We start from the raw sequence: 22705 nt of genomic DNA on the forward strand, positions 1-22705 counted from the left end.
GCAGACTGCACCTGACAGATCACGTGATCGACAAGATTCAACGGCTCCAGGAGAGGCACATGGCAGGGCAGACGGATGGCGCAGGCGGGGCGAACGGGCCGCGCATTGTGGTGGTCGGCGGGGGCGCTGGCGGGTTGGAACTCGCAACGCGGCTGGGCGACAAGCTCGGCAAGCGCGGCGCAGCCCAGGTGATTCTGGTCGACCGTAACCCCACACACATCTGGAAACCGCTGCTGCATGAAGTCGCCGCCGGCAGCATGGATCCGAACACCCATCAGCTCGAATACGCTGCACAGGCGCGCTGGCACGGCTTCGAATTCCAGCAGGGCGAGCTGAAGGGCCTCGATCGCGTCGCCAAATCCATCATTGTGTCCGGATGCGTTGACGCTGACGGCACCGAGGTGCTGCCCGAGCGCGCCATTTCGTACGACACGCTGGTGCTGTCCATCGGTAGCGTGACGCATTTCTTCGGCGTGCCGGGCACGGCCGAGCACGCCATCGCCCTCGACACCGCATGGCAGGCCGAGCGCTTCCGCCGCAGGCTCATCGCAGCGTGCATGCGCGCACAGAACGGCATGGGCGATGCTCGGCCGCAGGTGGACATCGCCATCGTCGGTGCGGGTGCCACGGGCGTGGAACTGTCGGCAGAGTTGCGCAATACCGCCCACGTGTTGGCCGCTTATGGGCTGCACAAGTTGGACCCGCGCCACGACATCCGCATCCATTTGATCGAGGGCGGCCCGCGCATTTTGCCGGTGCTCAAGGAGCGTATTTCGGCTGCGACCACCAAGCTGCTGCACAAGCTCGACGTGAATGTCATCACCAGCGAACGTGTGACGGAAGTCACCGCCAGCGCCGTCAACACGGCCAGCGGCAAGTCGATTCCGGCGGATCTGACTGTGTGGGCGGCAGGCATCCGTGCACCGTCGGTGCTGGGCGAGTTGGGGCTGCCGGTGAACAGGCTGGGTCAGATTGTCGTCTCGCGCACGCTGCAGGTGGAAGGCGACGATTCAATCTACGCCTTTGGCGATTGCGCAAGCTGCCCGTGGCCCGAGGCGTCGACCAGCGTGCCGCCGCGTGCGCAGGCCGCGCATCAGCAGGCCACCTATCTGTTCGACGCGCTGCGCAAGCGCATGGATGGCAAGCCGGTCCAGCCGTTCGCGTTCAAGGATCTTGGTTCGCTGGTGTCGCTCGGCCATTTCAGCGCGGTCGGCAGCCTGATGGGCGGGCTGATCGGCGGATCGATGTTCATCGAAGGCCTGATGGCGCGGCTGATGTACACGTCGCTATATCGCATGCACGTTCTGGCACTGCACGGTTGGGTGCGCATGTCGGTGGATACGGTCATGCACTGGCTGCGCAGCAAGACGAATCCGCGGGTCAAGCTGCACTAGGCGGTTCCTTGTGCTCGCACCGGATGCCTGGCTCGGCAGCAATGCATCCGCTTCGGTAGACTAGCCGCTTCGTTCACCGTAGCCGCCCGTGGGCGCGAGGAGAGTGCGATGCAGCTAGATGCAGAAGTGGAGAGCCTGGTACCCGGCCGCAGCTTTGACCGTCGCGGCTTCATGAAGACAGCGCTGGGCTCGGCCTTTGCGGCGGCGGTGCTACCGGTGTCGGCGCAGACTATCCATACCGATTTCAATGGGCTGACGGCGGGCGAGGTGATCGTGCCCGTGGGCGATTTCAAGATGCCGGTCTATCGCGCTCAGCCAGAGGGCAAGACGAAGCTGCCGGTAGTCATCGTCGTCAGCGAAATCTTTGGCGTACACGAATACATTGCCGATATCTGCCGGCGCCTTGCAAAGGTGGGTTATCTGGCGATCGCGCCTGAGTTGTTTGTGCGCCAGGGCGACCCGCGTGCCTATGGCACGGTCCAGGAAACCGTCGCCAACGTGGTCTCCAAGGTGCCGGATTCCCAGGTGGCGGGCGATATCGACGCGACGATCGCCTGGGCCAAGGAGAACGGTGGCGACGCAGCGCGTATCGGCATCACCGGTTTCTGCTGGGGCGGGCGTCAGGTCTGGTTTGCCGCGGAGCGCAATCCCAGCATCAAGGCTGCAGTGGTGTGGTACGGGCCGCTGAAGGGCAATCCGAATCCGCTGCAACCGGTTTCGCCAATCGACAACGTCGACGAGTTGAAGGCGCCCGTGCTGGGCCTCTACGGCGCGAAGGACACCGTGATCACGGAAGATGTGCGCGACACGATGAAAACCGCGTTGGAAAAATCCAAGAACCCTAAGGCACACGCGTCGCGCATCATCGTGTACCCGAATTCCGGCCATGCGTTTCACGCCGATTACCGTCCGAGCTATGTGAAAGCCGACGCGGAAGATGGCTGGAAGAAGTGCCTCGCCTGGTTCAGGGATCACGGCGTGGTTTAGCACCTCAACGCGTCGAACACGAAAGGCCCCCAGTAACTACCTCGGGCTTTTTCTTTTGGCTGCGCTGGCAAAGGTCGATAAAGCGGCATACAATTCGCCCTTCTTGCAACTCTGTTGCGTTTATTGGCTCCCGCTGCGTCGCCCCTGCATGACCTTCGATACCACCCTGTTAGGCATTCTCTTGGCCACCGCGCTGTCTGGCATCGGCAGCATGGCAGGCGCCGCCGTGCTGTCATTGACGGTGCTGTCGCGCATGGTCGATCGGATGGTCAGTTTTTCGGTGGGCGTGCTGCTGGCCACGTCGTTGCTGCATTCGTTGCCGGAGGCGTTCGAAGTGCATCGCGGCATCGAGCCCAACACGCATGCATTGTTCGCCACGTTGCTGGCCGGGCTGCTGGGTTTCTTCCTGCTGGAAAAGATCTCGCTGATCCGCCATTCACACCACCACGAGGGCGATGGTCACGGCCATCACCACGGCCATGACCGGCAGGAAGCGGGCCGCAGCGGCCTGATGATCCTGGTGGGCGATGGCCTGCATAACTTTTCGGACGGCATCGTCATTGCCGCGGCGTTCCTGGCGGACACCAAGGTTGGCATCGTCACCGCGCTGGCGATTGCCGCACACGAGATTCCGCAAGAGATTGGCGATTTCATGGTGCTGCTCAACGCCGGATTTTCCAAGACGCGCGCCTTTGTCTACAACCTGCTCTGCAGTGTTTGCGCGCTGGTGGGCGCGGTGCTCGGCTATTACCTGCTGGACCGCCTGACGTCGTGGATTCCATACGTGCTGGTGGTGGCGTCGAGCAGCTTCATTTACATCGCCGTGTGCGATCTGATGCCGCAGATGAAGCGCCGGCCGCGCTGGCAGGAATCGGCGGTGCAGGTCGCTTTGATTGCGGCGGGCATCGCAATGATCTTTCTGCTGACCGAAGGTCTGCACGGTCACGCGCACTGAGGTGCCGCATTCGCTTCAAGAAAAAAGCCCGGTCGATGCCGGGCTTTTTGCTGTGCACCAGATTTGCAGATTACGGATTCGGCCCGGTTACCACGGGGCGCGATGGGTCGCTGCACCACTCGCTCCATGAGCCGGCGTAGAGCGCCGCGCCCGTCAGGCCGGCAATCTCCATGGCCAATGCGTTGTGGCAGGCCGTCACGCCGGAGCCACATTGCAGCGTCGCATCTTGCGGCCGGGCACCGGCCAGCACGCCGGTAAAGTCGGCGCGCAATTGTTCGGCAGGCTTGAAAGTGCCATCGGGCTGCAGGTTGTCGCGGAAGAAACGGTTGCGTGCACCCGGTATGTGCCCGCCGACGGGATCCAGCGTTTCGTTCTCGCCACGGTAGCGGTCGGGGGCGCGGGCATCGACGACGGGCTTGTCGGCGTGGCCCAGGTATTTCTGCACGATATCCGCAGTCACCATCTGTACGAGCGAGGGCTTGCGCGTGATGTTGCCGGGCGTGGCGTTGAGCTGCGGTTCTTCGGGCACGATCTGGTCGACAGGGAAGTGCGCAGCTTCCCAGGCCTGCAGGCCACCATCTAGCACGGCCGCATCGGCATGGCCGACCCAGCGCAGCAGCCACCACAGGCGCGCGGCGTACATGCTGCCCTGGCGGTCATACGCGACGACTTGTGTGTCGTCGTTGACGCCGAGCGCCTGCAGGCGCGCAACCAGCGCTTCTGCATCGGGCAGCGGGTGGCGGCCGTTGGTGCCGGTTTTCGGGCCCGACAGTTCGTTGTCGAGGTGCATGTAGAACGCGCCGGGCACATGGCTGGCGTGGTATGCATCACGCCCAGCGGCAGGGTCGGCGAGGTCAAAACTGCAGTCAATGACGACCACCGCTTCGGGCGCGCTGTGCTGCAGTGCGGCCAGTTGCGGTGCGGTGATGAGGGTGGCGTAGTGAGCGCGTTCGCTCATGGCGGCAATCTCCAGGGTCGATCAAACTTCCGGGTGAATCTCGGCTTCCGGGCCGGACACGGCTGTCTGCGGCGTCGGATGCTCGGTGCCCGACTGACGGGCGCGCATGACGGTCGTCACGATGCCGCTGCCGATGATGAGTGCCATGCCCGCCCACGACAGCGCGTTCAAGTGGTCATTCCACAGCAACATACCCCACCCACTCGCAAAGACGATGCCGGTGTATTGCAGGTTAGCAGTCAGCAGCGTGTTACCGCGCTTGTAGGCGCGGGTCATGGACGTCTGGCCGAGGGTCGCCAAGAGACCCACAGCCAGTAAGAGGCCCGCGCCAGACCATGTGTGAGGCTGTGCACCGCCGATGAGCATCCACACACCGCCGGCAATTGCGCTCAGCAACGAAAAATAGAACACGATGCGTGCTTCGTTCTCACCCAGGTCGCCCAGTTGACGGACCTCCACATAGGCGAGGGCCGTGAACACGCCGGAGACGAGCCCGATCATGCCGCCGGCCAGCGCAAGCTGCGATCCGCCCACGCTCGGTTGCAGCAGGCAGATCACCCCCACGAACGACATAACGATGGCCACCACCATGCGCCGGTCAGCACCACCGGGCTTGCCCGCCAGCGCTGCACCTGCGCCAATGATGAGCGCAATCCACACCGGCGACATGTAGTTCAACGTCATCGCGGTCGCCAGCGGCAGCAGGCTGATGGATGTGAACCACAGCAGCAGCGAAGTCACCCCGAACACGCTGCGCTTGATATGCGACAGGAAGTACGGCGTGCGTACGCCTTGCCCCGAGCGTTGGAGGATCGTGCCCATCAGCACGACGCCGATGATGCTGCGGTAGAACACGATCTCGCCGGTGCTGTAATGCGCCGAGGCCAGTTTTACGCACACGCCCATCGCCGAGAAGGCGAATGCGGCGAGGATCATCCACAGCGATTGGCGAGAGGAGCTCTCGGCCGTCTGGGCGGCAGTCTGAGCAGCGGTTGCAGTGTCGGCAGGCATGGTGAGAGGACGAGGGCGAAAAAAAACGGTGCGGCCTGTGAGGGCTGCACCGTTCCTATTGTGACGCGGAAGGCGGCGGATGCCTACCTTCAGTCGTCGCCTAGTAGTCCATCACGCGCCGATACCACTCGTGGAAATGCTGCATGCCGTCCTCCATGGGCGACTGGTACGGGCCGACTTCGCTCGTGCCGCGCTTGAGCAGCGCCAGGCGCCCGGCGTCCATGCGCTCGGCAATCTCGTCGTCCTCGATGCACGTTTCCATGTAGGCAGCGCGCTCGGCTTCAACGAATTCGCGCTCAAACAGCACGATTTCTTCCGGATAGTAGAACTCGACCACGTTGCGCGTCTTGGTCGGGCCCATCGGATGCAGTGTCGAGACTACCAGCACGTTCGGATACCACTCGACCATCACGTTCGGGTAGTACGTGAGCCACACTGCGCCGTACTTCGGCATCTCGCCGTTGTTGAAGCGGAGCACGGCGTCATGCCACTTCTGGTAAGCCGGCGTGCCGGGTTTGCGCAAATTGGCGTGAATGCCGACCGTCTGCACGCTGTGCCACTCACCAAACTCCCATTCCAGGTCGTCGCACGAGACGAATTGGCCCAGGCCTGGGTGGAAGGGCACGACGTGGTAGTCCTCGAGGTACACCTCGATGAAGGTCTTCCAGTTGTAGTTGCAGTCGTGCACCTCGACGTGGTCGAGCATGTAGCCGGAAAAATCGAGATCACGCGCCACGCCCAGGCGCGCAAGGTCTTCGCGCACGTCACGCTTACCCTCGAACAGCAGACCGTTCCAGTTCTGCAGCGGCGAGCGCGACAGATGCACGCATGGTTGCTTCTCGAAGTGCGGTGCGCCCAGCAGGTCGCCCTGCAGGTCGTATGTCCAGCGATGCAGCGGGCAAACGATGTTCTGGGCGTTGCCGCGCCCATTGAGCATGATTGCCTGCCGATGCCGGCACACATTGGAGAGCAGTTCGACGCCGTTCGGATTGCGCACCAGCACGCGGCCTTCGGCCTCGGCGGCAAGCGTGTGATAGTCGCCAACTTCCGGGACCATCAGCTCATGGCCGACGTAACCGGGGCCATGTTTGAACAGACGTTCGATTTCAGTTTGATACAGCGCCTCGTCGAAGTAAGCAGAGACGGGCAGCTGGGTTTCAGACGGCACTAGATTCAGTGCGGCGCTGAGATTGGACATTATCCCCACTCCCAATAACGGTGAAAGCAGTGAACAACCCAACCATCGACAAGATCGATTTGGGAAAGGACGCCATCGGCAGGTGGCCTAGGGTCTGTTGAGGTAGGAAACGAGCGCTTGCTGGCCCCCGCTTGGGCCAACGACCATACGTTCAATGGGCCAACAGACCCAAACCATCGTGCGGAGCGGCGTACACCGGCCCGGCCTTTGGAGGAAAGGGGGGGATTGTACCCCAGGGAAATTGATAAGTCCCTGATTTTCGAACCCTTTCCGCTTCCAGCCGCCCGACCGTCAGGCTGACGATGCCCCGCCTTGCCAGCGCAGACCGCTGTCCCGTGCCTTGTGGGATGTGCGCGGAACGCACGCGGAATTGCCGTAAAATGCCAGATTGTCCTTTTCTGATTCGCAATCGGCATGCCCCGTGCCTCAAACGACGCCTCCAGCAGCGCGTCCGCCACTCCCTCCGCTACGCCGGCTTCCTATGAAGCGGCCATGGCGGAACTCGAAACCCTCGTCGCCAGCATGGAATCCGGTGAATTGCCGCTGGAAGCCTCGCTTGCGGCGTATCGACGCGGGGCGGAGCTGGTCAAGTACTGCCAGCAGGTGCTGGAGCGCGTCGAGCAGCAGGTACGTGTGCTTGATGGCGATGCCCTGAAGCCGTTAGCCGACGACAGCAGCGCGAACGAGCAGGGCGATGCATGAGTGATTTCGCCCAATGGATGGCGTCCGTCGTTGCGCGGACGGAAGGCGCGCTTGAGCGCGCGCTGCCGGCCGAAACCGTCTCGCCGCAACGTCTGCATGCCGCCATGCGTTACGCCACGCTGGGTGCAGGCAAGCGTGTACGCCCATTGCTGGCGCACGCCGCTGGTGCGCTGGGTGACGCCTCGGCTGAGGCACTCGACGGAGTGAGCTGCGCGGTGGAGATGATCCACGCCTATTCGCTCGTTCACGACGATATGCCGTGCATGGACGACGACGACCTGCGCCGCGGCCGCCCCACCGTGCATCGCGCCTATGATGAAGCGACGGCCCTGCTGGTGGGTGATGCCTTGCAGACACAGGCGTTCATTGTGCTGGCTGAGTTGGGCGCGGTGAGCCCGGCGACGCGGGCAGTGCTGGTGGCTGAATTGGCACGCGCTTCCGGTTCGCTCGGCATGGCGGGCGGTCAGGCGATTGATCTGCAAAGCGTCGGCATAGCGCTGTCGCAGGATGAATTGGAGGCAATGCACCGCATGAAGACCGGTGCGTTGCTGCGGGCGAGTCTGCGGATGGGCGCGCTCTGTGCTGGCGTGAATGCCGCTGCGTTGGAGCAGGTTGATGCCTATGCGGGCGCGGTCGGTCTTGCGTTCCAGGTGGTCGATGACATCCTCGATGTGACCGCCGATACCGCCACGCTGGGCAAAACCGCCGGCAAGGACGAGGCCAACGACAAGCCGACCTACGTGTCCATCCTCGGGCTGGACAAGGCCAGGGCGCTGGCCGACGAGCTGCATGCCGCAGCGGGTGCGGCGGTCAAGCAACTTGCCCGCGAACTGGGCAAAGCCCGTACTGATCGATTGGTCGAAATGGCCGACCTGATCGTGCGGCGTGGCCACTGAACAACATTGCATAGACGGTAGAAGTCTTTGCCAAAACGCCTGAGCGGCGGTCCCACATGACGTACGAACTTCTGAACACCATCGACGATCCGGCCGACCTGCGCCGACTGGACCGCCGCCAACTCGGGCCGCTGGCCAACGAGCTGCGCGCCTTCGTGCTCGATTCCGTCTCTCAAACGGGCGGGCACCTGTCGTCGAATCTGGGCACGGTCGAACTGACCATCGCGCTGCACTACGTCTTCAACACGCCGGAAGACCGCATCGTGTGGGACGTCGGTCACCAGAGCTATCCGCACAAGATTCTGACTGGCCGCCGTGACCAGATGGGCTCGCTGCGCCAGTTGGACGGCATCTCAGGCTTCCCGCGCCGCAGCGAGAGCCCGTATGACACCTTCGGCACCGCGCACTCGTCCACGTCGATTTCGGCTGCGCTGGGCATGGCCCTGGGCGCCAAGACCAAGGGCGAAGACCGCGTCGCCATTGCCGTGATTGGCGACGGAGCGATGAGCGCCGGCATGGCCTTCGAGGCGATGAACAACGCGGGCGTCTATAAAGACCTGCCGCTGGTGGTCGTGCTGAACGACAACGACATGTCGATCTCGCCGCCGGTGGGGGCGTTGAACCGCTATCTGGCGCGCCTCATGAGCGGGCAGTTCTACGCGGCCACCAAGAAAGGCGTTGAGAAGCTGCTGTCGGTGGCGCCGCCGGTGCTCGAGTTTGCCAAGCGCTTCGAGGAACACACCAAAGGCATGTTCGTGCCGGCCACGATGTTCGAGGAGTTCGGCTTCAACTACATCGGCCCGATCGACGGACATGATCTCGAATCGCTCGTGCCGACGCTGCAGAACATCCGCCAGCGTGCGCGCGAAGGCGGTGGCCCGCAGTTCCTCCACGTCGTCACCAAGAAGGGCCAGGGCTACAAGCTGGCCGAGGCTGATCCGATCCTTTATCACGGCCCGGGCAAGTTCAATCCGCAAGAGGGCATCAAACCTTCCGGGCGCCCGGCAAAGGTGACTTACACACAAGTGTTCGGCCAATGGCTGTGCGATATGGCGGCGGCCGACAAGCGGCTGGTGGGTATCACGCCGGCCATGCGCGAAGGCTCCGGGATGGTGGAGTTCGAGCAGCGCTTTCCGGATCGCTATTACGACGTCGGCATCGCCGAGCAGCACGCCGTCACCTTTGCAGGCGGCTTGGCGTGCGAGGGGTTGAAGCCTGTTGTTGCCATCTATTCGACGTTCCTGCAGCGCGGCTATGACCAGTTGATCCACGACGTCGCACTGCAGAACCTGCCGGTGGTGTTTGCGCTGGACCGCGCCGGTCTGGTCGGTGCAGACGGCGCCACGCACGCAGGGGCTTATGACATTGCCTACCTGCGTTGTATCCCCAACATGATGGTGATGACGCCGGCCGACGAGAACGAATGCCGCCAGCTGTTGAGCACCGCGTTCGCGCAGGACTGCCCGACAGCAGTGCGCTATCCGCGTGGTGCCGGCACGGGCGTGGCGGTGCAGCCGACGCTGGAGCCGCTGCCGTTGGGCAAGGCTGAAGTGCGTCGCGCTTCCACGGCTCCGGCAGGCCAGCGCGTGGCGATTCTGGCGTTTGGTTCAATGGTTGCCCCGGCTTCGGCAGCGGCTGAGCGTTTGGACGCGACCGTCGTCAACATGCGCTTCGTCAAGCCGCTCGATGTGGCCTGCGTGCTGGAAATGGCCCGCACGCACGATTACGTGGTCACCGTGGAGGAAGGCTGCATGATGGGCGGTGCAGGCAGCGCCTGCCTGGAAGCGCTGGCTGCCGCAGGTGTCGCTACGCCGGTAATGCAGCTCGGCCTGCCCGACCGCTTTGTCGACCACGGCGATCACGCTGCGCTACTGGCGCAATGCGGGCTGGATGCCAACGGCATCCTCGCCTCCATCCGTGAGCGTTTTGCCGTACAACCGCGCGCTGCAGCCCCGCGCGTCGCCTGAGTCACCTTTGGCTTTCGACTCATAGGCAGAATCAATCACCCGTATTGCATCCACGGGTATGAGTAGTTGACTGCAGAGGTAGGAAATTTCTTTTACACTCCGCCAGTCTTATTTGTGAATTGTGTGCGCAGTCGCGGGATTGGCCGATTCGATCACTTGAGGGGTGGTCACCGTCAGCCAGGTTCCGCGGTTTCACACTCGTTGCGTGCCGGCCGACTGCGATGGCCGGGCGACCGTAAAGGAAACCGATCATGAACGATATGAACCCAGCTTTCGCGATGCCGGACGTGCAGTCCAGCCACGATACCCGCCAGATCCCCATTCAGCGCGTTGGCGTGCGCGGCGTGCGTTACCCGATGTCGCTGCAGACCCCCTCGGGCGTGCAGAACACCGTCGGCACGTACAACCTCGATGTGCATCTTCCGGCCGACCAGAAGGGCACGCACATGTCGCGCTTCGTCGCGCTGCTCGAAGAAGAGCGCGAGCCGCTGAATCTGGCGCAGTTCCAGTTGCTGCTGGAAAAGATGCTGGAGAAGCTCGAAGCCGACGCCGGCCGCATCGAAGTCCACTTCCCGTATTTCGTCAGCAAGACCGCCCCGGTGTCGGGCGTGCAGTCGCTGATGGACTATGAAGTGACGATGATTGGCGAAGTGCGCGACGGCCACACCAAGGTCCGCGTCAAGGCGCTGGTGCCCGTGACGAGTCTGTGCCCGTGCTCGAAGAAGATCTCGCAGTACGGCGCGCACAACCAGCGCTCGCACATCACGATCGACGCCGAGCTGGCCGCCGATACGCCGGTCGAATCGCTCATTCGCATGGCCGAAGAAGAAGCATCGTGCGAACTGTGGGGCCTGCTCAAGCGCCCGGACGAGAAGTTCGTGACCGAGCGTGCATACGAAAACCCCAAGTTCGTGGAAGACCTTGTGCGCGATATCGCCATGCGCCTGAACCAGGACGACCGCATCGTCGCCTACACGCTGGAAGCTGAGAATTTCGAGTCGATCCACAACCACAGCGCCTATGCGCTGATCGAGCGCGACAAGCGCACCGATAAGTGATCGACGCTGCGTCCAAAGAAAAAGCCGCTCCACCGAGCGGCTTTTTTTCATGCTTGCTGGATACGGATGTCTTCGAGGTCCCAGCGTGGTGTAACGCCGTAGCCGTAGCCGTCCTGCACCTGGGTGGGGTCAGCCTGCAGCCGCATTGCGCCGGCAAAAGCGATCATCGCGCCGTTGTCGGTGCAGAACTGCAGGTCGGGGTAATAGACGCGCAGGCCGCGCTTTTTGCCCTCGGCGTTCAGGCCATCGCGCAACTGGCGGTTGGCGCCCACGCCACCCGCCACGACAATGCGCTTGAGGCCATGTTCGCGTGCCGCGCGCAGCGTCTTCTTGACGAGCACTTCGACGATGGCGTCGACAAACGCGCGGGCAAGGTCGGCGCGCGGCTGGTAGCAGGTCTCGCTGTCGGTCAGGTTGAGCTTGCGCACTTGCGTGAGCACCGCGGTCTTGAGGCCCGCGAACGAGAAATCGAAGTTGCCCGAATGGAGCATCGGCCGAGGCAGGTCGAATACGCCCGGGTTGCCGAATTCGGCCAGGCGCGACACGGCCGGGCCGCCCGGATAGCCGAGGCCGAGCAGCTTGGCGGTCTTGTCGAAGGCTTCGCCCGCGGCGTCGTCGAGCGTCTCTCCAAGCAGCGTGTACTGGCCGACGGCATCAACGCGCATCAGCTGCGTATGCCCGCCCGAGACGAGCAGCGCCAGGAACGGAAACTCAGGCCGGTCTGCCTCCAGCAGGGGCGAAAGCAGATGCCCCTCCAGGTGATGCACGCCCACCAGCGGTTTGCCGAGCGCAAACGCCAGCGCATTCGCCACCGAAGCGCCCACCAGCAGCGCGCCGGCCAGCCCCGGGCCTTTTGTATAGGCAATGGCATCGATGTCCGCGCGCGTGGCGCCGGCCTTGCCGAGCACCTCTTCCAGCAGGGGAATCACGCGGCGGATGTGATCGCGCGAGGCCAGCTCGGGCACCACACCGCCATATTCGCGGTGCATGGCGATCTGCGAATACAGCGCATGCGCGCGCAGGCCAGCCGCCGTGTCGTACAGGGCGACGCCGGTTTCGTCACAGGAGGATTCGATGCCGAGGACCAGCATGGCAAGCGGGAGTGAGGAATTGCAATGGGAAGGCCGCCGAAGATAGCACAAGTTAAAATGCGCGGTTTCTTCAAGAATAGGGCGGCGCAGCCATCATGATGCGGTGCGATGTAGCGGTGATCGGCGCGGGCGCGGCCGGAATGATGTGCGCGGCGGTGGCCGGGCAGCGCGGCGCCCGCGTTGTGCTGATCGATCACGCGACGAAACTGGCCGAAAAGATTCGCATCTCCGGCGGTGGGCGCTGCAACTTCACGAACGTCAACGCGGGGCCGGCCAACTACCTGTCGAACAACCCGCATTTCAGCCGTTCGGCGCTGGCGCGGTACACGGCCCAGGACTTCATCAGCCTCGTTTCCAGCTACCGCATCCCGTATCACGAGAAGCACAAAGGCCAGCTCTTCTGCGACGACAGCGCCGAAGACATCATCCGTATGCTCGAAACGGAATGCGAGCGGGGCAATGTGACCTGGCGAACCGGTTGCTCCATCGCTGAAATCGGCAAGGACGGCGAGGCCTATCGCCTGTCGACCAGCGCGGGCGAGATCGTCGCCAATAAGGTGGTGATCGCCACGGGCGGCCTGTCCATCCCCAAGATCGGCGCGACGGATTTTGGGTATCGCATTGCACGGCAGTTTGGGTTGAAGATCGTTGAGACGCATCCGGCGCTGGTGCCGCTCACCTTCAATGCCGAGCATTGGGCGCCGTTCTCGGTGTTGTCCGGTGTGTCGATGGAAGTGGATGTGACCGTTGAGCAGCCTGCGGGCAAGGGCGGTCGCAAGGGCGGCGCCACGACGTTCCGCGAAGACTTGCTGCTTACCCATCGCGGGTTGTCCGGCCCAGCGGTGCTGCAGATCTCCAGCTTCTGGAATGCAGGTCAGCCGCTTGTCATCGATCTGCTGCCGGACGCTGACGCCGCGCAATGGCTGTGCGATGAGAAGTTGGGCTCACGCAAGCAGCTCGGGACGGTGCTGGCGCAGCGCTTGCCGGAACGCGTCGCGCAGGCGTGGTGCGCCACGCACGGCGCCAACCCGCAGGCGCCGATTGCCGAGTTGCCGGACAAGGTGCTGCGCGTGCTGGGCGGCGCGCTCAACCGCTGGGAGCTGATGCCTTCCGGCAGTGAGGGCTATCGCAAGGCCGAAGTGACGCGCGGTGGGGTCGATACGCGGGCGCTGTCCTCCGCCACCATGGAGGCGCAATCCGTACCCGGCCTGTACTTCATCGGCGAGGTGGTCGACGTGACGGGCTGGCTTGGCGGCTATAACTTCCAGTGGGCGTGGGCCTCGGCCGTGGCGGCGGGGGAGGCAGCCTCCGCCCGCTGATCCCCCACGGAACGGTCCTGGAACTGTTTGGGTTCTGTGCTACGATCAGTGATCCATTTTTCAAAGTTTGCAACCCGCTGGACCAGCCGTCCGAGCGGGTTTTGCCGTTTATCGGAGTTCGGAATGTCGCAGTTGTCCCTCAAGGCACAGATCACGGAAGACATGAAGGCCGCCATGCGCGCCAAGGAAACAGATCGTCTGGGCACGATCCGTCTGTTGCAGGCTGCCATCAAGCAGCGCGAGGTGGACGAGCGCATCGAACTGGATGACGCCGCCGTGCTGGCTGTGATCGACAAGATGCTCAAGCAGCGCAAGGATTCCATCACCGCATTCGAGCAAGCCGGCCGTGACGATCTCGTCGCCAAGGAAACGGCGGAGGTGGCCGTGCTGCAGGTCTATATGCCCGCGCAACTGTCGGAAGCCGAAGTTGACGCCGCGGTGCGTGACGCCGTGGCCAAGGCTGGTGCAACTGGCCCGCAAGACATGGGCAAGGTGATGGGCATCCTGAAGCCGGCCCTGGCCGGCCGCGCCGACATGACGCAAGTCTCGGCACGCGTGAAGGCCGCCCTGGCCGGCGCCTGAATTCCCACCACATTCGCAGCATCCAAGGGGCGCACCCCGCGTGATCCCGCAGCCGTTCATTGACGACCTGCTCAACCGCGTCGATATCGTCGACGTGGTGGGCCGTTACGTGCAGTTGAAGAAGGGCGGCGCCAACTTCATGGGGTTATGCCCCTTCCATAACGAGAAGTCGCCGTCGTTCTCGGTGTCGCCCACCAAGCAGTTCTATCACTGCTTCGGCTGCGGCGCGCACGGCTCGGCCATCGGTTTCCTGATGGAGTTTTCCGGGCAGTCGTACGTCGAGGCCATCAAGGACCTCGCGCAGTCCGTCGGCATGGTGGTACCTGAAGAGCGCGGTGGCTTGCCGCCCGCCGCCCGCGCCGAGCAGCAAGCCAAGACCGTCGCGCTGGGTGACGTCATGGCCCGCGCCTGCGAGCACTACCGCAAGCAATTGCGCAGCGCACCCAACGCCATCCAATACCTCAAAGGCCGCGGCCTGACCGGCGAGATTGCTGCGCACTTCGGCCTCGGCTATGCGCCTGACGATTGGCAATCGCTCGAAGCCGTGTTCGGTCCGTATCGCGAAGACGCCACCGCAGCACCGCTCATCGAAGCCGGGCTCGTCATCGAAAGCGAAAAGACCAGCGCCGATGGCTCGCACCGCCGGTACGACCGCTTTCGCGATCGCATCATGTTCCCCATCCGCAATACCAAGGGCGTGGTGATCGGCTTCGGTGGCCGGGTACTAGGACAGGGCGAACCGAAATATCTCAACTCCCCCGAAACGCCGCTGTTCAGCAAGGGAACCGAGCTGTACGGCCTGTTCGAGGCGCGCAACGCCATCCGCGAGTTCGACTATGTGCTGGTCGTGGAGGGCTATATGGACGTCGTCGCGCTGGCGCAGCTCGGGTTTGCCAATGCGGTGGCGACGCTGGGCACGGCCTGTACACCGATCCACGTGCAGAAGCTGCTGCGGCAGGTCGATACCGTCATCTTTTCGTTTGACGGGGACGGTGCGGGGCGCCGGGCTGCACGCCGTGCGCTCGAAGCCTGCCTGCCGCACGCCACCGACAACAAGACCATCAAGTTCCTCTTTTTGCCCTCCGAGCACGATCCGGACAGTTTCGTGCGCGAAGAGGGCACCGAAGCCTTTGCCCGTGAAGTGCACAACGCCATGCCGCTGTCGCGCTTTCTGCTGCAGGCCGTGACCGAGGGTCTCGACCTCCGTCAACCGGAGGGACGTGCCCGCGCGCAATACGAAGCCAAGCCGCTGCTGAGTGCCATGCCCGCCGGCGGCCTGCGCCTGCAGATCGTGCGCGGCCTGGCCGACATGACCGGTACCACGCCTGCCGACATCGAAGCGCTGTGTGGCCTTCGCAGTGACCCGGCCCAAGCGGGACGCATGACGCAGAAGCGGCCCCGCGTGGCGCGCACTGCACCCACGGCGCTGGAGCAGAAGGTGCTGCGCTTGCTGATGCGCTATCCCGCGCTGGCGGCACGGCTCGACACCGATGCCCGCACCCAGTTGACTGCGCCCCAATTGCCCCAAAGTGAGATCTTGGCAGGGTTGCTGGCCGAATGCGATGCCGTGGGTCCAGAGGTGCACTTTGGGGCCTTTGTCGAGCGTCTGGGCCAGACTCCCTATGCCGAAGCCTTTGCCGGGCTGCGTACCGCCGTGCTTCAGGACGACATCGAACTGGAGCCGGCCATTTCCGAATTTGATACCGCCGTACAAAAGATGCTCGCCGAGCCACTTAAGCGCGAGCTGGAGCTGTTACAGCGCAAGATGGAAGCCGGCCATGCTGGCGACGAAGACAAGGAGCGCATGCGCTGGTTGGTGGGCGAAATCAGCCGCCGTCGGCAGCTCGTGTAGCGCATAAGCCGCAGAGCCAAGCTCCAAGCGGGGCGGGCAATTGCGGGTAGCCCCTTGATTTTTCAGGCGAAAACCCGATTTTCGTTTAGACCGGCTTGGTCTGGCGTGCTAGAATAGCCGGTTTGGATTGCAAGTCCTTTTTCCCATTTTTGGGGGAGTGAGCGTGCCCATGGTGAAGGTGAAGACCTCCGCGAAGGCCGGTTCCAAGGCCAGTCCTGCTTCTGTTTCTGCCAAGCGATCCTCATCGGCGCGCGGCTCCGGAGGAGGAAAGACACCAGCGGGAACGGCGAAAGTCGCGAATGGTCGGACCCATATGGGGCAGGCAGCATCGACAGGGGTGAAGGCCACTGCGCCGGCAGAGACGGGGAAAACCCAGCCGCGCCAGACCGCCGATATCGCCGTCGCAGCCAAGACTGTCAAACCGACAGCGCGCACAAAGGGCGCGATCCAATCTTCAACCTCAGGCAAGGTCTCGACGTCGATGAGCACGAGCGCCAGACCTGGCGGCACAGCCGCTTCCGTCGCACTCAAGGGCAAGACAACCACCGTGGCGAAATCGAAAGTTACCGAAGTCGAGAGCAAGCAGACCACTGCCAGCGCAAGCGCAACCAAGACGGGTACCGCTCGTACCAGCACCGCAGCCAAGCCAGCTAAGGCAACCGCGGAAGACACCAAGCGCACCGCCCAGGCAGAGGCCACCCCCACAACTCCTCCTGCGCCCCGCGCCGAGGCAGCAGCCGAGCCCAAGAAGCGCGGCCGCAAGCCCAAGGCAGAGACGCAGGCAGACGACGACAGCAGCACGGACGTGACTGAAGAATTTGACACCCCCGCCGCTCCGGCACCGAAAACCGAAAAGCTGAAGGCCCGTGACCGCAAGGCCAAGGAAAAAGCCCTGCTCAAGGAATTCGCTGCCTCGCAGCAAGGCGGTTCGGAAGAAGAGCTCGAGGCCCGCCGCCAGAAGCTCAAGGCGCTGATCAAGCTGGGCAAATCGCGCGGCTACCTGACCTACGCTGAAATCAATGACCATCTCCCCGACGACATGGTCGACGTGGAGTCGCTGGAAACGTTGGTTGCCACGCTCAACGACATCGGCGTTGCCGTGTATGAGCAGGCGCCGGACGCTGAAACGCTGCTCCTGAACGACAACGCACCTTCGGTGACCACGGAAGAAGAGGCTGAAGAAGAAGCTGAAGCCGCGCTGTCGACGGTTGACTCCGAATTCGGCCGCACGACCGACCCGGTGCGCATGTACATGCGCGAAATGGGCACGGTCGAGCTGCTGACGCGCGAAGGCGAAATTGTGATCGCCAAGCGCATCGAAGCCGGCCTGAAGGACATGGTCATGGCGATCTCGGCGTGCCCGGTGACCATCTCCGAAATCCTCGCCATGGGCGAGCGCGTTGCCAACGACGAAGCCAAGATCGACGAGTACATCGATGGCTTGATCGACCCGAACGCTGAAGCCGATGCAGCCGCTGCTGCTGAGGAAGAAGAGGAATTCGAAGAAGAGGAGGCCGCAGAAGAGGGCGACGAAGAGGAAGACGAGGACGATGAAGGTGCTGGCGCTGCCGCAGCCTCGGCCCGTCAACTCGAAGAGCTCAAGCAGGCCGCGCTGGTCAAGTTTGGTGTGATCGGCGAGCAGTTCGACAAGATGCGTCGTGCTTTCGAGAAGGAAGGCTACAAGTCCAAGCCTTACGTGAAGGCACAGGAAGCCATCCAGGCCGAGCTGATGACGATCCGCTTCACGGCACGCAACGTCGAGCGCCTGTGCGACACGCTGCGCGGCCAGGTGGACGAAGTGCGCAAGCTCGAGCGCGCCATCCTGAACATCGTGGTCGACAAGTGTGGCATGCCGCGCGGCGATTTCGTTGCGCGCTTCCCGGGCAACGAGACCAACCTGAAGTGGATCGAGACCGTGGTGGCTGACGGTAAGCCGTACAGCACCATCGTCGAGCGTAATGTGCCGGCCGTGCACGAACTGCAGCAAAAGTTGATCGACCTGCAGGCGCGCGTGGTGCTGCCGCTGACCGAACTGAAGGACGTCAACCGCAAGATGTCGGAAGGCGAGCGCCGCGCCCGTGAGGCCAAGCGTGAAATGACCGAGGCCAACCTGCGTCTGGTGATCTCGATCGCCAAGAAGTACACGAACCGCGGTCTGCAGTTCCTCGACCTGATCCAGGAAGGCAACATCGGCCTGATGAAGGCAGTGGACAAGTTCGAATACCGTCGCGGCTACAAGTTCTCGACGTACGCCACGTGGTGGATCCGTCAGGCCATCACGCGTTCGATCGCCGACCAGGCGCGCACCATCCGTATTCCGGTGCACATGATCGAGACGATCAACAAGATGAACCGTATCTCGCGTCAGATCCTGCAGGAAACCGGCAACGAGCCGGATCCGGCAACGCTGGCCGAGAAGATGGAGATGCCGGAAGACAAGATCCGCAAGATCATGAAGATCGCGAAGGAGCCGATCTCCATGGAAACGCCGATCGGTGACGACGACGACTCCCATCTGGGCGATTTCATCGAGGACACGAACACGCTCGCCCCGGCCGAAGCGGCGCTGCATGGCTCCATGCGCGGCGTGGTGAAGGACGTGCTCGATTCGCTGACGCCGCGCGAAGCCAAGGTGCTGCGCATGCGCTTCGGTATCGAAATGAGCACCGACCACACGCTGGAAGAAGTCGGCAAGCAGTTCGACGTGACCCGCGAGCGTATCCGTCAGATCGAGGCGAAGGCACTGCGCAAGCTGCGCCATCCGAGCCGTTCCGACAAGCTGAAGAGCTTCCTCGAGGGCAGCTGATTCTGTAGCGAAGCAGGCGATTTTCCGAGTGGGCTCGCGCCCACTTTCAGGTAAAATCCCGCTCCAGGCCCGGCCTAAGCGCCGGGTCTCTTTTTTTCCCGTTTCACAGGGCCGGACGCCGTGCTGGTTGCAGGCAGCGGACTCATAATCCGCCTCCGAAAGGACACCGTGGGTTCGAATCCCACCCGGCCCACCATCTTTTCCTCTCCCGCCTTTTTCCCTTCATCCGCGTTTGCATGCCGATTTTATCTGGCAGCTTTCTCTCGCCTTGCTTGCGTTATTGTCGCGGGATCGTATTTTGCTACCCCAGTGAGTCTTGGCGAAATATATTCATTTCGAAATAATTGAATAACACCGCATTGCGTTGGCATTCCCCCCGACCGGAGGGGGGAGTTTAAAACGCTTCAAACGAAACGGTTTCATTCCCTCGTTTGAAAAGCTGTCAAACCGCGCCGCGCCTGCTTGCGCGGGGGATTGCAGCCGCTGTTTTGAATGAAATCTCTATTTACTTCATACCCTGGGCAGACCATAGTTTCGGCCATAACGATAAGTAAATAGCCAGTAGCGTATCCTTCGGAGACACAGGATGTTACGCATTCAAAACGGGCCCTTCCGACATTCCGCTTCTGCGCGTGCCCCCGCGCGTCTTCGCCATCGTCGTCACTGCAGCAGCGGTGGCGAGGCTCGTCCACGCTAGCAGCATTACCTCGATTGTTCTTGGGATCGGCACCCAGCCGATCTGCGTGATACCCGGCAAACCATCGGGTAACGCGGCCAAAGCTCGTCCGTCGTTTTTGTAGTTTGCAGGTCGATCTGCCGACGGGGCAGGTCGTGCGCTGTCGGCTGTCGTTTGCCGGCAGGCGGGGGTATTGACCGGCTGTTGCACACATTCGCCGGCCCAAAACACAACAAGTTCCAAAACGTGAGGAGACAACCATGGGTAGTCGACGTCATCTTTTTGTTGTCATGGCAACCAGTTGCATAGTGGCCATGCCGTTTATCGGCGGGTGCGGTGGGGCGGATGACCCCGGCTCGTCGGATGTTGCACAGTGTTCGGGCAGCTCTTGCCCGCCTAGCGGAGCGAACACCACGCCCAGCACGCCGACCAGTCTGTGCCCGGCCGCGCTGGACTACACGACCACGTATACCGGCGGCTCGGGCAGCGGCGAGTACATCAAGGTCAAGTTCGACACGAGTAAGAACACGTACCAGATGCAGTTCCTGGAGTCGTCTGTGCCGACTTCGGCGGGCCAGGTCAACACGACCCGCAAGGGGTTGACCATCGATGGCACGTTCGTTCATCCGACCAACTTGCCGACCCCCGAGCAGAACCGCTGCGCTTTCGTGCTGCAGTCTGGCAAGACGGCGGACAGTAGCTACGCCATCACCGTCAATCCGCAAGACCCGCCGATGCTGTTTGTCGGCCAGGGCATCGTGGGGGGCGGCATTCCGGGAGCGACGATCCAATTTGATGGCATCCAGCCGATTCCGGGCGTCGTGATTGGCGCAGTACCGTCGCGCACGTTCGATTTCTATCCTTTCCTGGGCTTCTCCGAGACGGTGACGGATTTCTCGCAGGTCGCGGGACGCTACAACCAGGTCGGCGTGCACGTCACGCCCACAGGATCGGGCAGCCAGACCTCGGCACCGCAAGGCTGGCAGCCTGACGCTGTCAATTGGACGCAAACGTTGAATGCCGACGGCACGTGTACCGCGGAAGGCATCGACTATTCGTGCCACACGACGGGTACGCCCTGGACGCTGCGTCAGAACACCGATGGCTCGCAGGACAATGTGTTCGTCAGCAACCCGACCAGCAGCAGCGTGCCGTATCCGTATGTCGGCCAGGTCTCGCCGCTGGTGCTGCTGGCGCCAAGCCAGGCCAAGGGCATCCTCATCGCCGGCAAGCTCAACGGGCAAGTGGTGCCGGTGGTGATCCGTGTCGGCTACTCGCATAGCGATGCGACGAACTTGCTGGCTTCGGTGGCGGACGACCAGATCGGTATCTCGATCCTGTCACCGGCGACGGCGATCCCGGCCAACGCGCTCAAGGGTGGCTATGTTGGGGCGACCAGCGGCTCGGCTTGCGGCGTGGTCACCAACAACGGTCCGAGCGGTGCGCCTGCCAGTGGCAACGGCTTGAACGCGACGATCGATCACCCGGAACTGTCGGGCTCCTTTAGCGGTGGCTTCTTCCACGCCAATGCCGGCAACTGCAGCGACGGCACGGCCGTATCGACGCTGGCCGCCAACTACACCTCCACGCTGTTCCAGAACGGCACCGCGGCCTTCATCAACCCGCTCACCTCGCGTGTGACGGCGCAGTTCGGCCTGGACTACACGCAAAGCGCCCCGGGCAAGTTGATCGTGACCGCGCAGAACGACTTCAACGCGCAAGGCGCCAGCGGCAATGTTGCGCTGTTCAAGGCGGGCGACACCGGCGTGGCGGTCAAGGTGGGCAACGTGTACGCGATGCTCATGAACAACAACAAGTACAACCCGTTCTTCACGGTCGGCGCATTCGTCCAGTGAAGCGCGCAACAACGAAACCACATGCGGCGGCGTGCGTGACCTGTGCACGCAGCGCTGCCGCGGCTGAACAACAACATGGAGGAGACGCAAATGCAATGGCGTAAATGGTTGGTCGTGCTCGCGTGCGCGCCGATGGTGACAGCTTGCGGAGGTGGCGGAGATGACTCGCCGGCTCCGGTGATCCAGCGCCTGTGTCCGCAGGCCATCGACTTCAACACCGTGTTCACCGGTGGGTCGGGCTCGGGTGAACTGGTGAAGGTGCAGCTCGACACAACGAAGATGACGTACCAGATCACGTATCTGGCCTCGCCGATTCCGGTCAAGACGGGCACTGTCGCGCCCACGCGCGATACGGCCCCTAACAATGTGCAGACCGGCACGCTCACGCAGGAAACGGCGCTGCCGACCGAGAAGCTGAACCAGTGCGCATTCCGCCTGAATAACGCAAGCCTTGATCCGAGCCGGCCTGCGCGGTTCTTCCTCGGTCAGGGCGTGCTGGGCGGCACGATTCCAGGGGCGACGATCCAGTTCGACGGCATTGTTGGCGTGGGCAAGATTCCGCAGACCACGTTCCCGTACTACCCGTTCATCAGCTTCTCGAACACCGAGACCGATCTGAACAAGATTGCGGGCAACTACAACCAGCTCGGCTACCACCAGGTGCCGTCGCAGAACTTCTCGCAGCAGGCGGTCGATGCGCGTTTCACCATCAACGCGGACGGCACCTACACCGAGTGCGACAACCTGGGCGTGAAGAACGGCGGGGCCTGCCTGACGTCAAGCGCAACAGTCAACCAGAAGCTGACGCTGCGCAGCGATGCGCCGGCCTTCACCACGCTGAACTATCAGCCGCAGGTGCCGGCAACGGTGTCGTCGCTGGATCCGTCCAAGGCGGGCAAGGGCGTGATGATCGTGGGCAAGCTGTATGGCCAGCTTGTGCCGATCTTCATTCGCGTGGGCGCGGCCAACTCCGATCTGACGGCTGGCCCCCCGGTGGCGGATGACGAGTCCGGCATTTCAATGATGGCGCCGGTCGGCAACATCGCGCAGGGCTCGCAAGACGGCGAATACACGGGTGTGGACAGCACGTTCAACTACCGCGCCACGGCGCTGGTGGGTGCGCAGGCCACGATGCTCGATCCGTTCAATGCGTCGCAGGCAGCGCTGGCGCGACCGCTGAACCTCGACTTCACGCAGACCGTCCCGGGTGTGATCCGCACCACGCAGACCAGCGCCCCGGCCGGCTCGGCCCCCACGGGCAAGCTGATCTTCACCGGCAAAACCTTCGGCTTCCTGGACATGAGCGATACGAAGAACCCGTACTTCACGGTGGGCGCCTTCGTGCAGTGACGTTTCCGGAATAACACGCCACGGGGCGCTGCACAGACAACCGCGCT

18 protein-coding genes and 1 tRNA gene are annotated in these 22705 nt (G+C 63.0%); 14 read left to right on the forward strand and 5 right to left on the reverse strand.

Translation table 11 applies throughout. The annotated features are described in order from the left end of the window. The first annotated feature begins 59 nt into the window (after positions 1–59). From M1D44_RS03910 to M1D44_RS03920, 3 genes are all read left to right on the forward strand, one after another. Entirely contained in the window at positions 60–1394 is a 1335-nt protein-coding gene (locus tag M1D44_RS03910) for an NAD(P)/FAD-dependent oxidoreductase (RefSeq protein WP_316853162.1), read from the forward strand. Positions 1395–1502: 108 nt separating this feature from the next. Continuing rightward, positions 1503–2381 (forward strand): dienelactone hydrolase family protein, encoded by an 879-nt coding sequence (locus M1D44_RS03915; protein WP_024975149.1) that lies wholly within the window; start codon positions 1503–1505, stop codon positions 2379–2381. Positions 2382–2529: 148 nt separating this feature from the next. Further along, positions 2530–3336: a ZIP family metal transporter gene (locus tag M1D44_RS03920; RefSeq protein WP_024975150.1), complete on the forward strand. Its 807-nt coding sequence runs from the start codon at positions 2530–2532 to the stop codon at positions 3334–3336. A gap of 70 nt (positions 3337–3406) precedes the next feature. Here M1D44_RS03920 and M1D44_RS03925 read toward each other — a convergent pair whose 3' ends face one another. From M1D44_RS03925 to M1D44_RS03935, 3 genes are all read right to left on the reverse strand, one after another. Next, positions 3407–4294: a sulfurtransferase gene (locus tag M1D44_RS03925; protein ID WP_024975151.1), complete on the reverse strand. Its 888-nt coding sequence runs from the start codon at positions 4292–4294 to the stop codon at positions 3407–3409. A gap of 21 nt (positions 4295–4315) precedes the next feature. After that, positions 4316–5305, reverse strand: a complete 990-nt coding sequence (locus M1D44_RS03930) for a DMT family transporter (RefSeq protein ID WP_024975152.1) — start codon at positions 5303–5305, stop codon at positions 4316–4318. Between the two features lie 100 nt (positions 5306–5405). Next, positions 5406–6503, reverse strand: a complete 1098-nt coding sequence (locus tag M1D44_RS03935) for an aromatic ring-hydroxylating oxygenase subunit alpha (RefSeq protein WP_024975153.1) — start codon at positions 6501–6503, stop codon at positions 5406–5408. A gap of 414 nt (positions 6504–6917) precedes the next feature. On the opposite strand from M1D44_RS03935, the gene M1D44_RS03940 reads away from it, so the two are divergent. The 4 genes from M1D44_RS03940 (at position 6918) to folE2 (ending at position 11126) form a co-directional block, all read left to right on the forward strand. Continuing rightward, positions 6918–7205 (forward strand): exodeoxyribonuclease VII small subunit, encoded by a 288-nt coding sequence (locus tag M1D44_RS03940; protein ID WP_024975154.1) that lies wholly within the window; start codon positions 6918–6920, stop codon positions 7203–7205. Then, positions 7202–8101 (forward strand): polyprenyl synthetase family protein, encoded by a 900-nt coding sequence (locus M1D44_RS03945; protein WP_024975155.1) that lies wholly within the window; start codon positions 7202–7204, stop codon positions 8099–8101. The genes M1D44_RS03940 and M1D44_RS03945 overlap by 4 nt, the downstream gene beginning before the upstream one ends. 56 nt (positions 8102–8157) lie before the next feature. After that, positions 8158–10068: a 1-deoxy-D-xylulose-5-phosphate synthase gene (gene dxs / locus M1D44_RS03950; RefSeq protein WP_024975156.1), complete on the forward strand. Its 1911-nt coding sequence runs from the start codon at positions 8158–8160 to the stop codon at positions 10066–10068. Between the two features lie 251 nt (positions 10069–10319). Then, the gene (folE2, locus tag M1D44_RS03955; protein WP_024975157.1) at positions 10320–11126 is read left to right on the forward strand and encodes a GTP cyclohydrolase FolE2; all 807 of its coding nucleotides are present in this window, start codon (positions 10320–10322) and stop codon (positions 11124–11126) included. A gap of 47 nt (positions 11127–11173) precedes the next feature. Here folE2 and tsaD read toward each other — a convergent pair whose 3' ends face one another. Then, the gene (tsaD, locus tag M1D44_RS03960) at positions 11174–12217 is read right to left on the reverse strand and encodes a tRNA (adenosine(37)-N6)-threonylcarbamoyltransferase complex transferase subunit TsaD (protein WP_024975158.1); all 1044 of its coding nucleotides are present in this window, start codon (positions 12215–12217) and stop codon (positions 11174–11176) included. Between the two features lie 95 nt (positions 12218–12312). On the opposite strand from tsaD, the gene M1D44_RS03965 reads away from it, so the two are divergent. From M1D44_RS03965 to dnaG, 3 genes are all read left to right on the forward strand, one after another. Next, a complete protein-coding gene (locus tag M1D44_RS03965; RefSeq protein ID WP_316853163.1) occupies positions 12313–13536 on the forward strand; it encodes a BaiN/RdsA family NAD(P)/FAD-dependent oxidoreductase in 1224 nt (407 codons plus the stop codon). A gap of 132 nt (positions 13537–13668) precedes the next feature. Next, positions 13669–14118 carry a GatB/YqeY domain-containing protein gene (locus M1D44_RS03970; protein WP_024975160.1) on the forward strand — a complete coding sequence of 150 codons (450 nt, stop codon included), beginning with the start codon at positions 13669–13671 and terminating at the stop codon, positions 14116–14118. A 40-nt stretch (positions 14119–14158) separates the two neighbouring features. Further along, a complete protein-coding gene (dnaG, locus tag M1D44_RS03975) occupies positions 14159–15970 on the forward strand; it encodes a DNA primase (protein WP_316853164.1) in 1812 nt (603 codons plus the stop codon). A gap of 108 nt (positions 15971–16078) precedes the next feature. On the opposite strand, the gene M1D44_RS03980 is transcribed toward dnaG, so the two are convergent. Beyond that, the gene (locus M1D44_RS03980) at positions 16079–16459 is read right to left on the reverse strand and encodes a hypothetical protein (RefSeq protein WP_235193144.1); all 381 of its coding nucleotides are present in this window, start codon (positions 16457–16459) and stop codon (positions 16079–16081) included. On the opposite strand from M1D44_RS03980, the gene rpoD reads away from it, so the two are divergent. The 4 genes from rpoD (at position 16452) to M1D44_RS04000 (ending at position 22658) form a co-directional block, all read left to right on the forward strand. Continuing rightward, complete coding sequence (gene rpoD / locus M1D44_RS03985) at positions 16452–18776, forward strand: RNA polymerase sigma factor RpoD (protein WP_235193145.1); 2325 nt, start codon at positions 16452–16454, stop codon at positions 18774–18776. The genes M1D44_RS03980 and rpoD overlap by 8 nt on opposite strands. A 108-nt stretch (positions 18777–18884) precedes the next feature. After that, positions 18885–18972 (forward strand) — tRNA-Ile (locus M1D44_RS03990). 740 nt (positions 18973–19712) lie between these two features. Further along, entirely contained in the window at positions 19713–21308 is a 1596-nt protein-coding gene (locus M1D44_RS03995; protein ID WP_316853165.1) for a DUF2957 domain-containing protein, read from the forward strand. 90 nt (positions 21309–21398) lie between these two features. Then, a complete protein-coding gene (locus M1D44_RS04000; RefSeq protein WP_024975164.1) occupies positions 21399–22658 on the forward strand; it encodes a DUF2957 domain-containing protein in 1260 nt (419 codons plus the stop codon). Positions 22659–22705: the final 47 nt, after the last annotated feature.

The organism is Ralstonia sp. SA306 (genome assembly GCF_054792405.1).

Coding starts and splice junctions, on each gene's coding strand:
- tsaD (WP_024975158.1), bottom strand. CDS start 12,217: ATGCTGGTCCTCGGCATCGAATCCTCCTGTGACGAAACCGGCGTCGCC.
- M1D44_RS03920 (WP_024975150.1), top strand. CDS start 2,530: ATGACCTTCGATACCACCCTGTTAGGCATTCTCTTGGCCACCGCGCTG.
- M1D44_RS03915 (WP_024975149.1), top strand. CDS start 1,503: ATGCAGCTAGATGCAGAAGTGGAGAGCCTGGTACCCGGCCGCAGCTTT.
- rpoD (WP_235193145.1), top strand. CDS start 16,452: ATGAGCACGAGCGCCAGACCTGGCGGCACAGCCGCTTCCGTCGCACTC.
- M1D44_RS03945 (WP_024975155.1), top strand. CDS start 7,202: ATGAGTGATTTCGCCCAATGGATGGCGTCCGTCGTTGCGCGGACGGAA.
- M1D44_RS03910 (WP_316853162.1), top strand. CDS start 60: ATGGCAGGGCAGACGGATGGCGCAGGCGGGGCGAACGGGCCGCGCATT.
- M1D44_RS03930 (WP_024975152.1), bottom strand. CDS start 5,305: ATGCCTGCCGACACTGCAACCGCTGCTCAGACTGCCGCCCAGACGGCC.
- M1D44_RS04000 (WP_024975164.1), top strand. CDS start 21,399: ATGCAATGGCGTAAATGGTTGGTCGTGCTCGCGTGCGCGCCGATGGTG.
- M1D44_RS03935 (WP_024975153.1), bottom strand. CDS start 6,503: ATGTCCAATCTCAGCGCCGCACTGAATCTAGTGCCGTCTGAAACCCAG.
- folE2 (WP_024975157.1), top strand. CDS start 10,320: ATGAACGATATGAACCCAGCTTTCGCGATGCCGGACGTGCAGTCCAGC.
- dxs (WP_024975156.1), top strand. CDS start 8,158: ATGACGTACGAACTTCTGAACACCATCGACGATCCGGCCGACCTGCGC.
- M1D44_RS03965 (WP_316853163.1), top strand. CDS start 12,313: ATGATGCGGTGCGATGTAGCGGTGATCGGCGCGGGCGCGGCCGGAATG.
- M1D44_RS03940 (WP_024975154.1), top strand. CDS start 6,918: ATGCCCCGTGCCTCAAACGACGCCTCCAGCAGCGCGTCCGCCACTCCC.
- M1D44_RS03995 (WP_316853165.1), top strand. CDS start 19,713: ATGGGTAGTCGACGTCATCTTTTTGTTGTCATGGCAACCAGTTGCATA.
- M1D44_RS03925 (WP_024975151.1), bottom strand. CDS start 4,294: ATGAGCGAACGCGCTCACTACGCCACCCTCATCACCGCACCGCAACTG.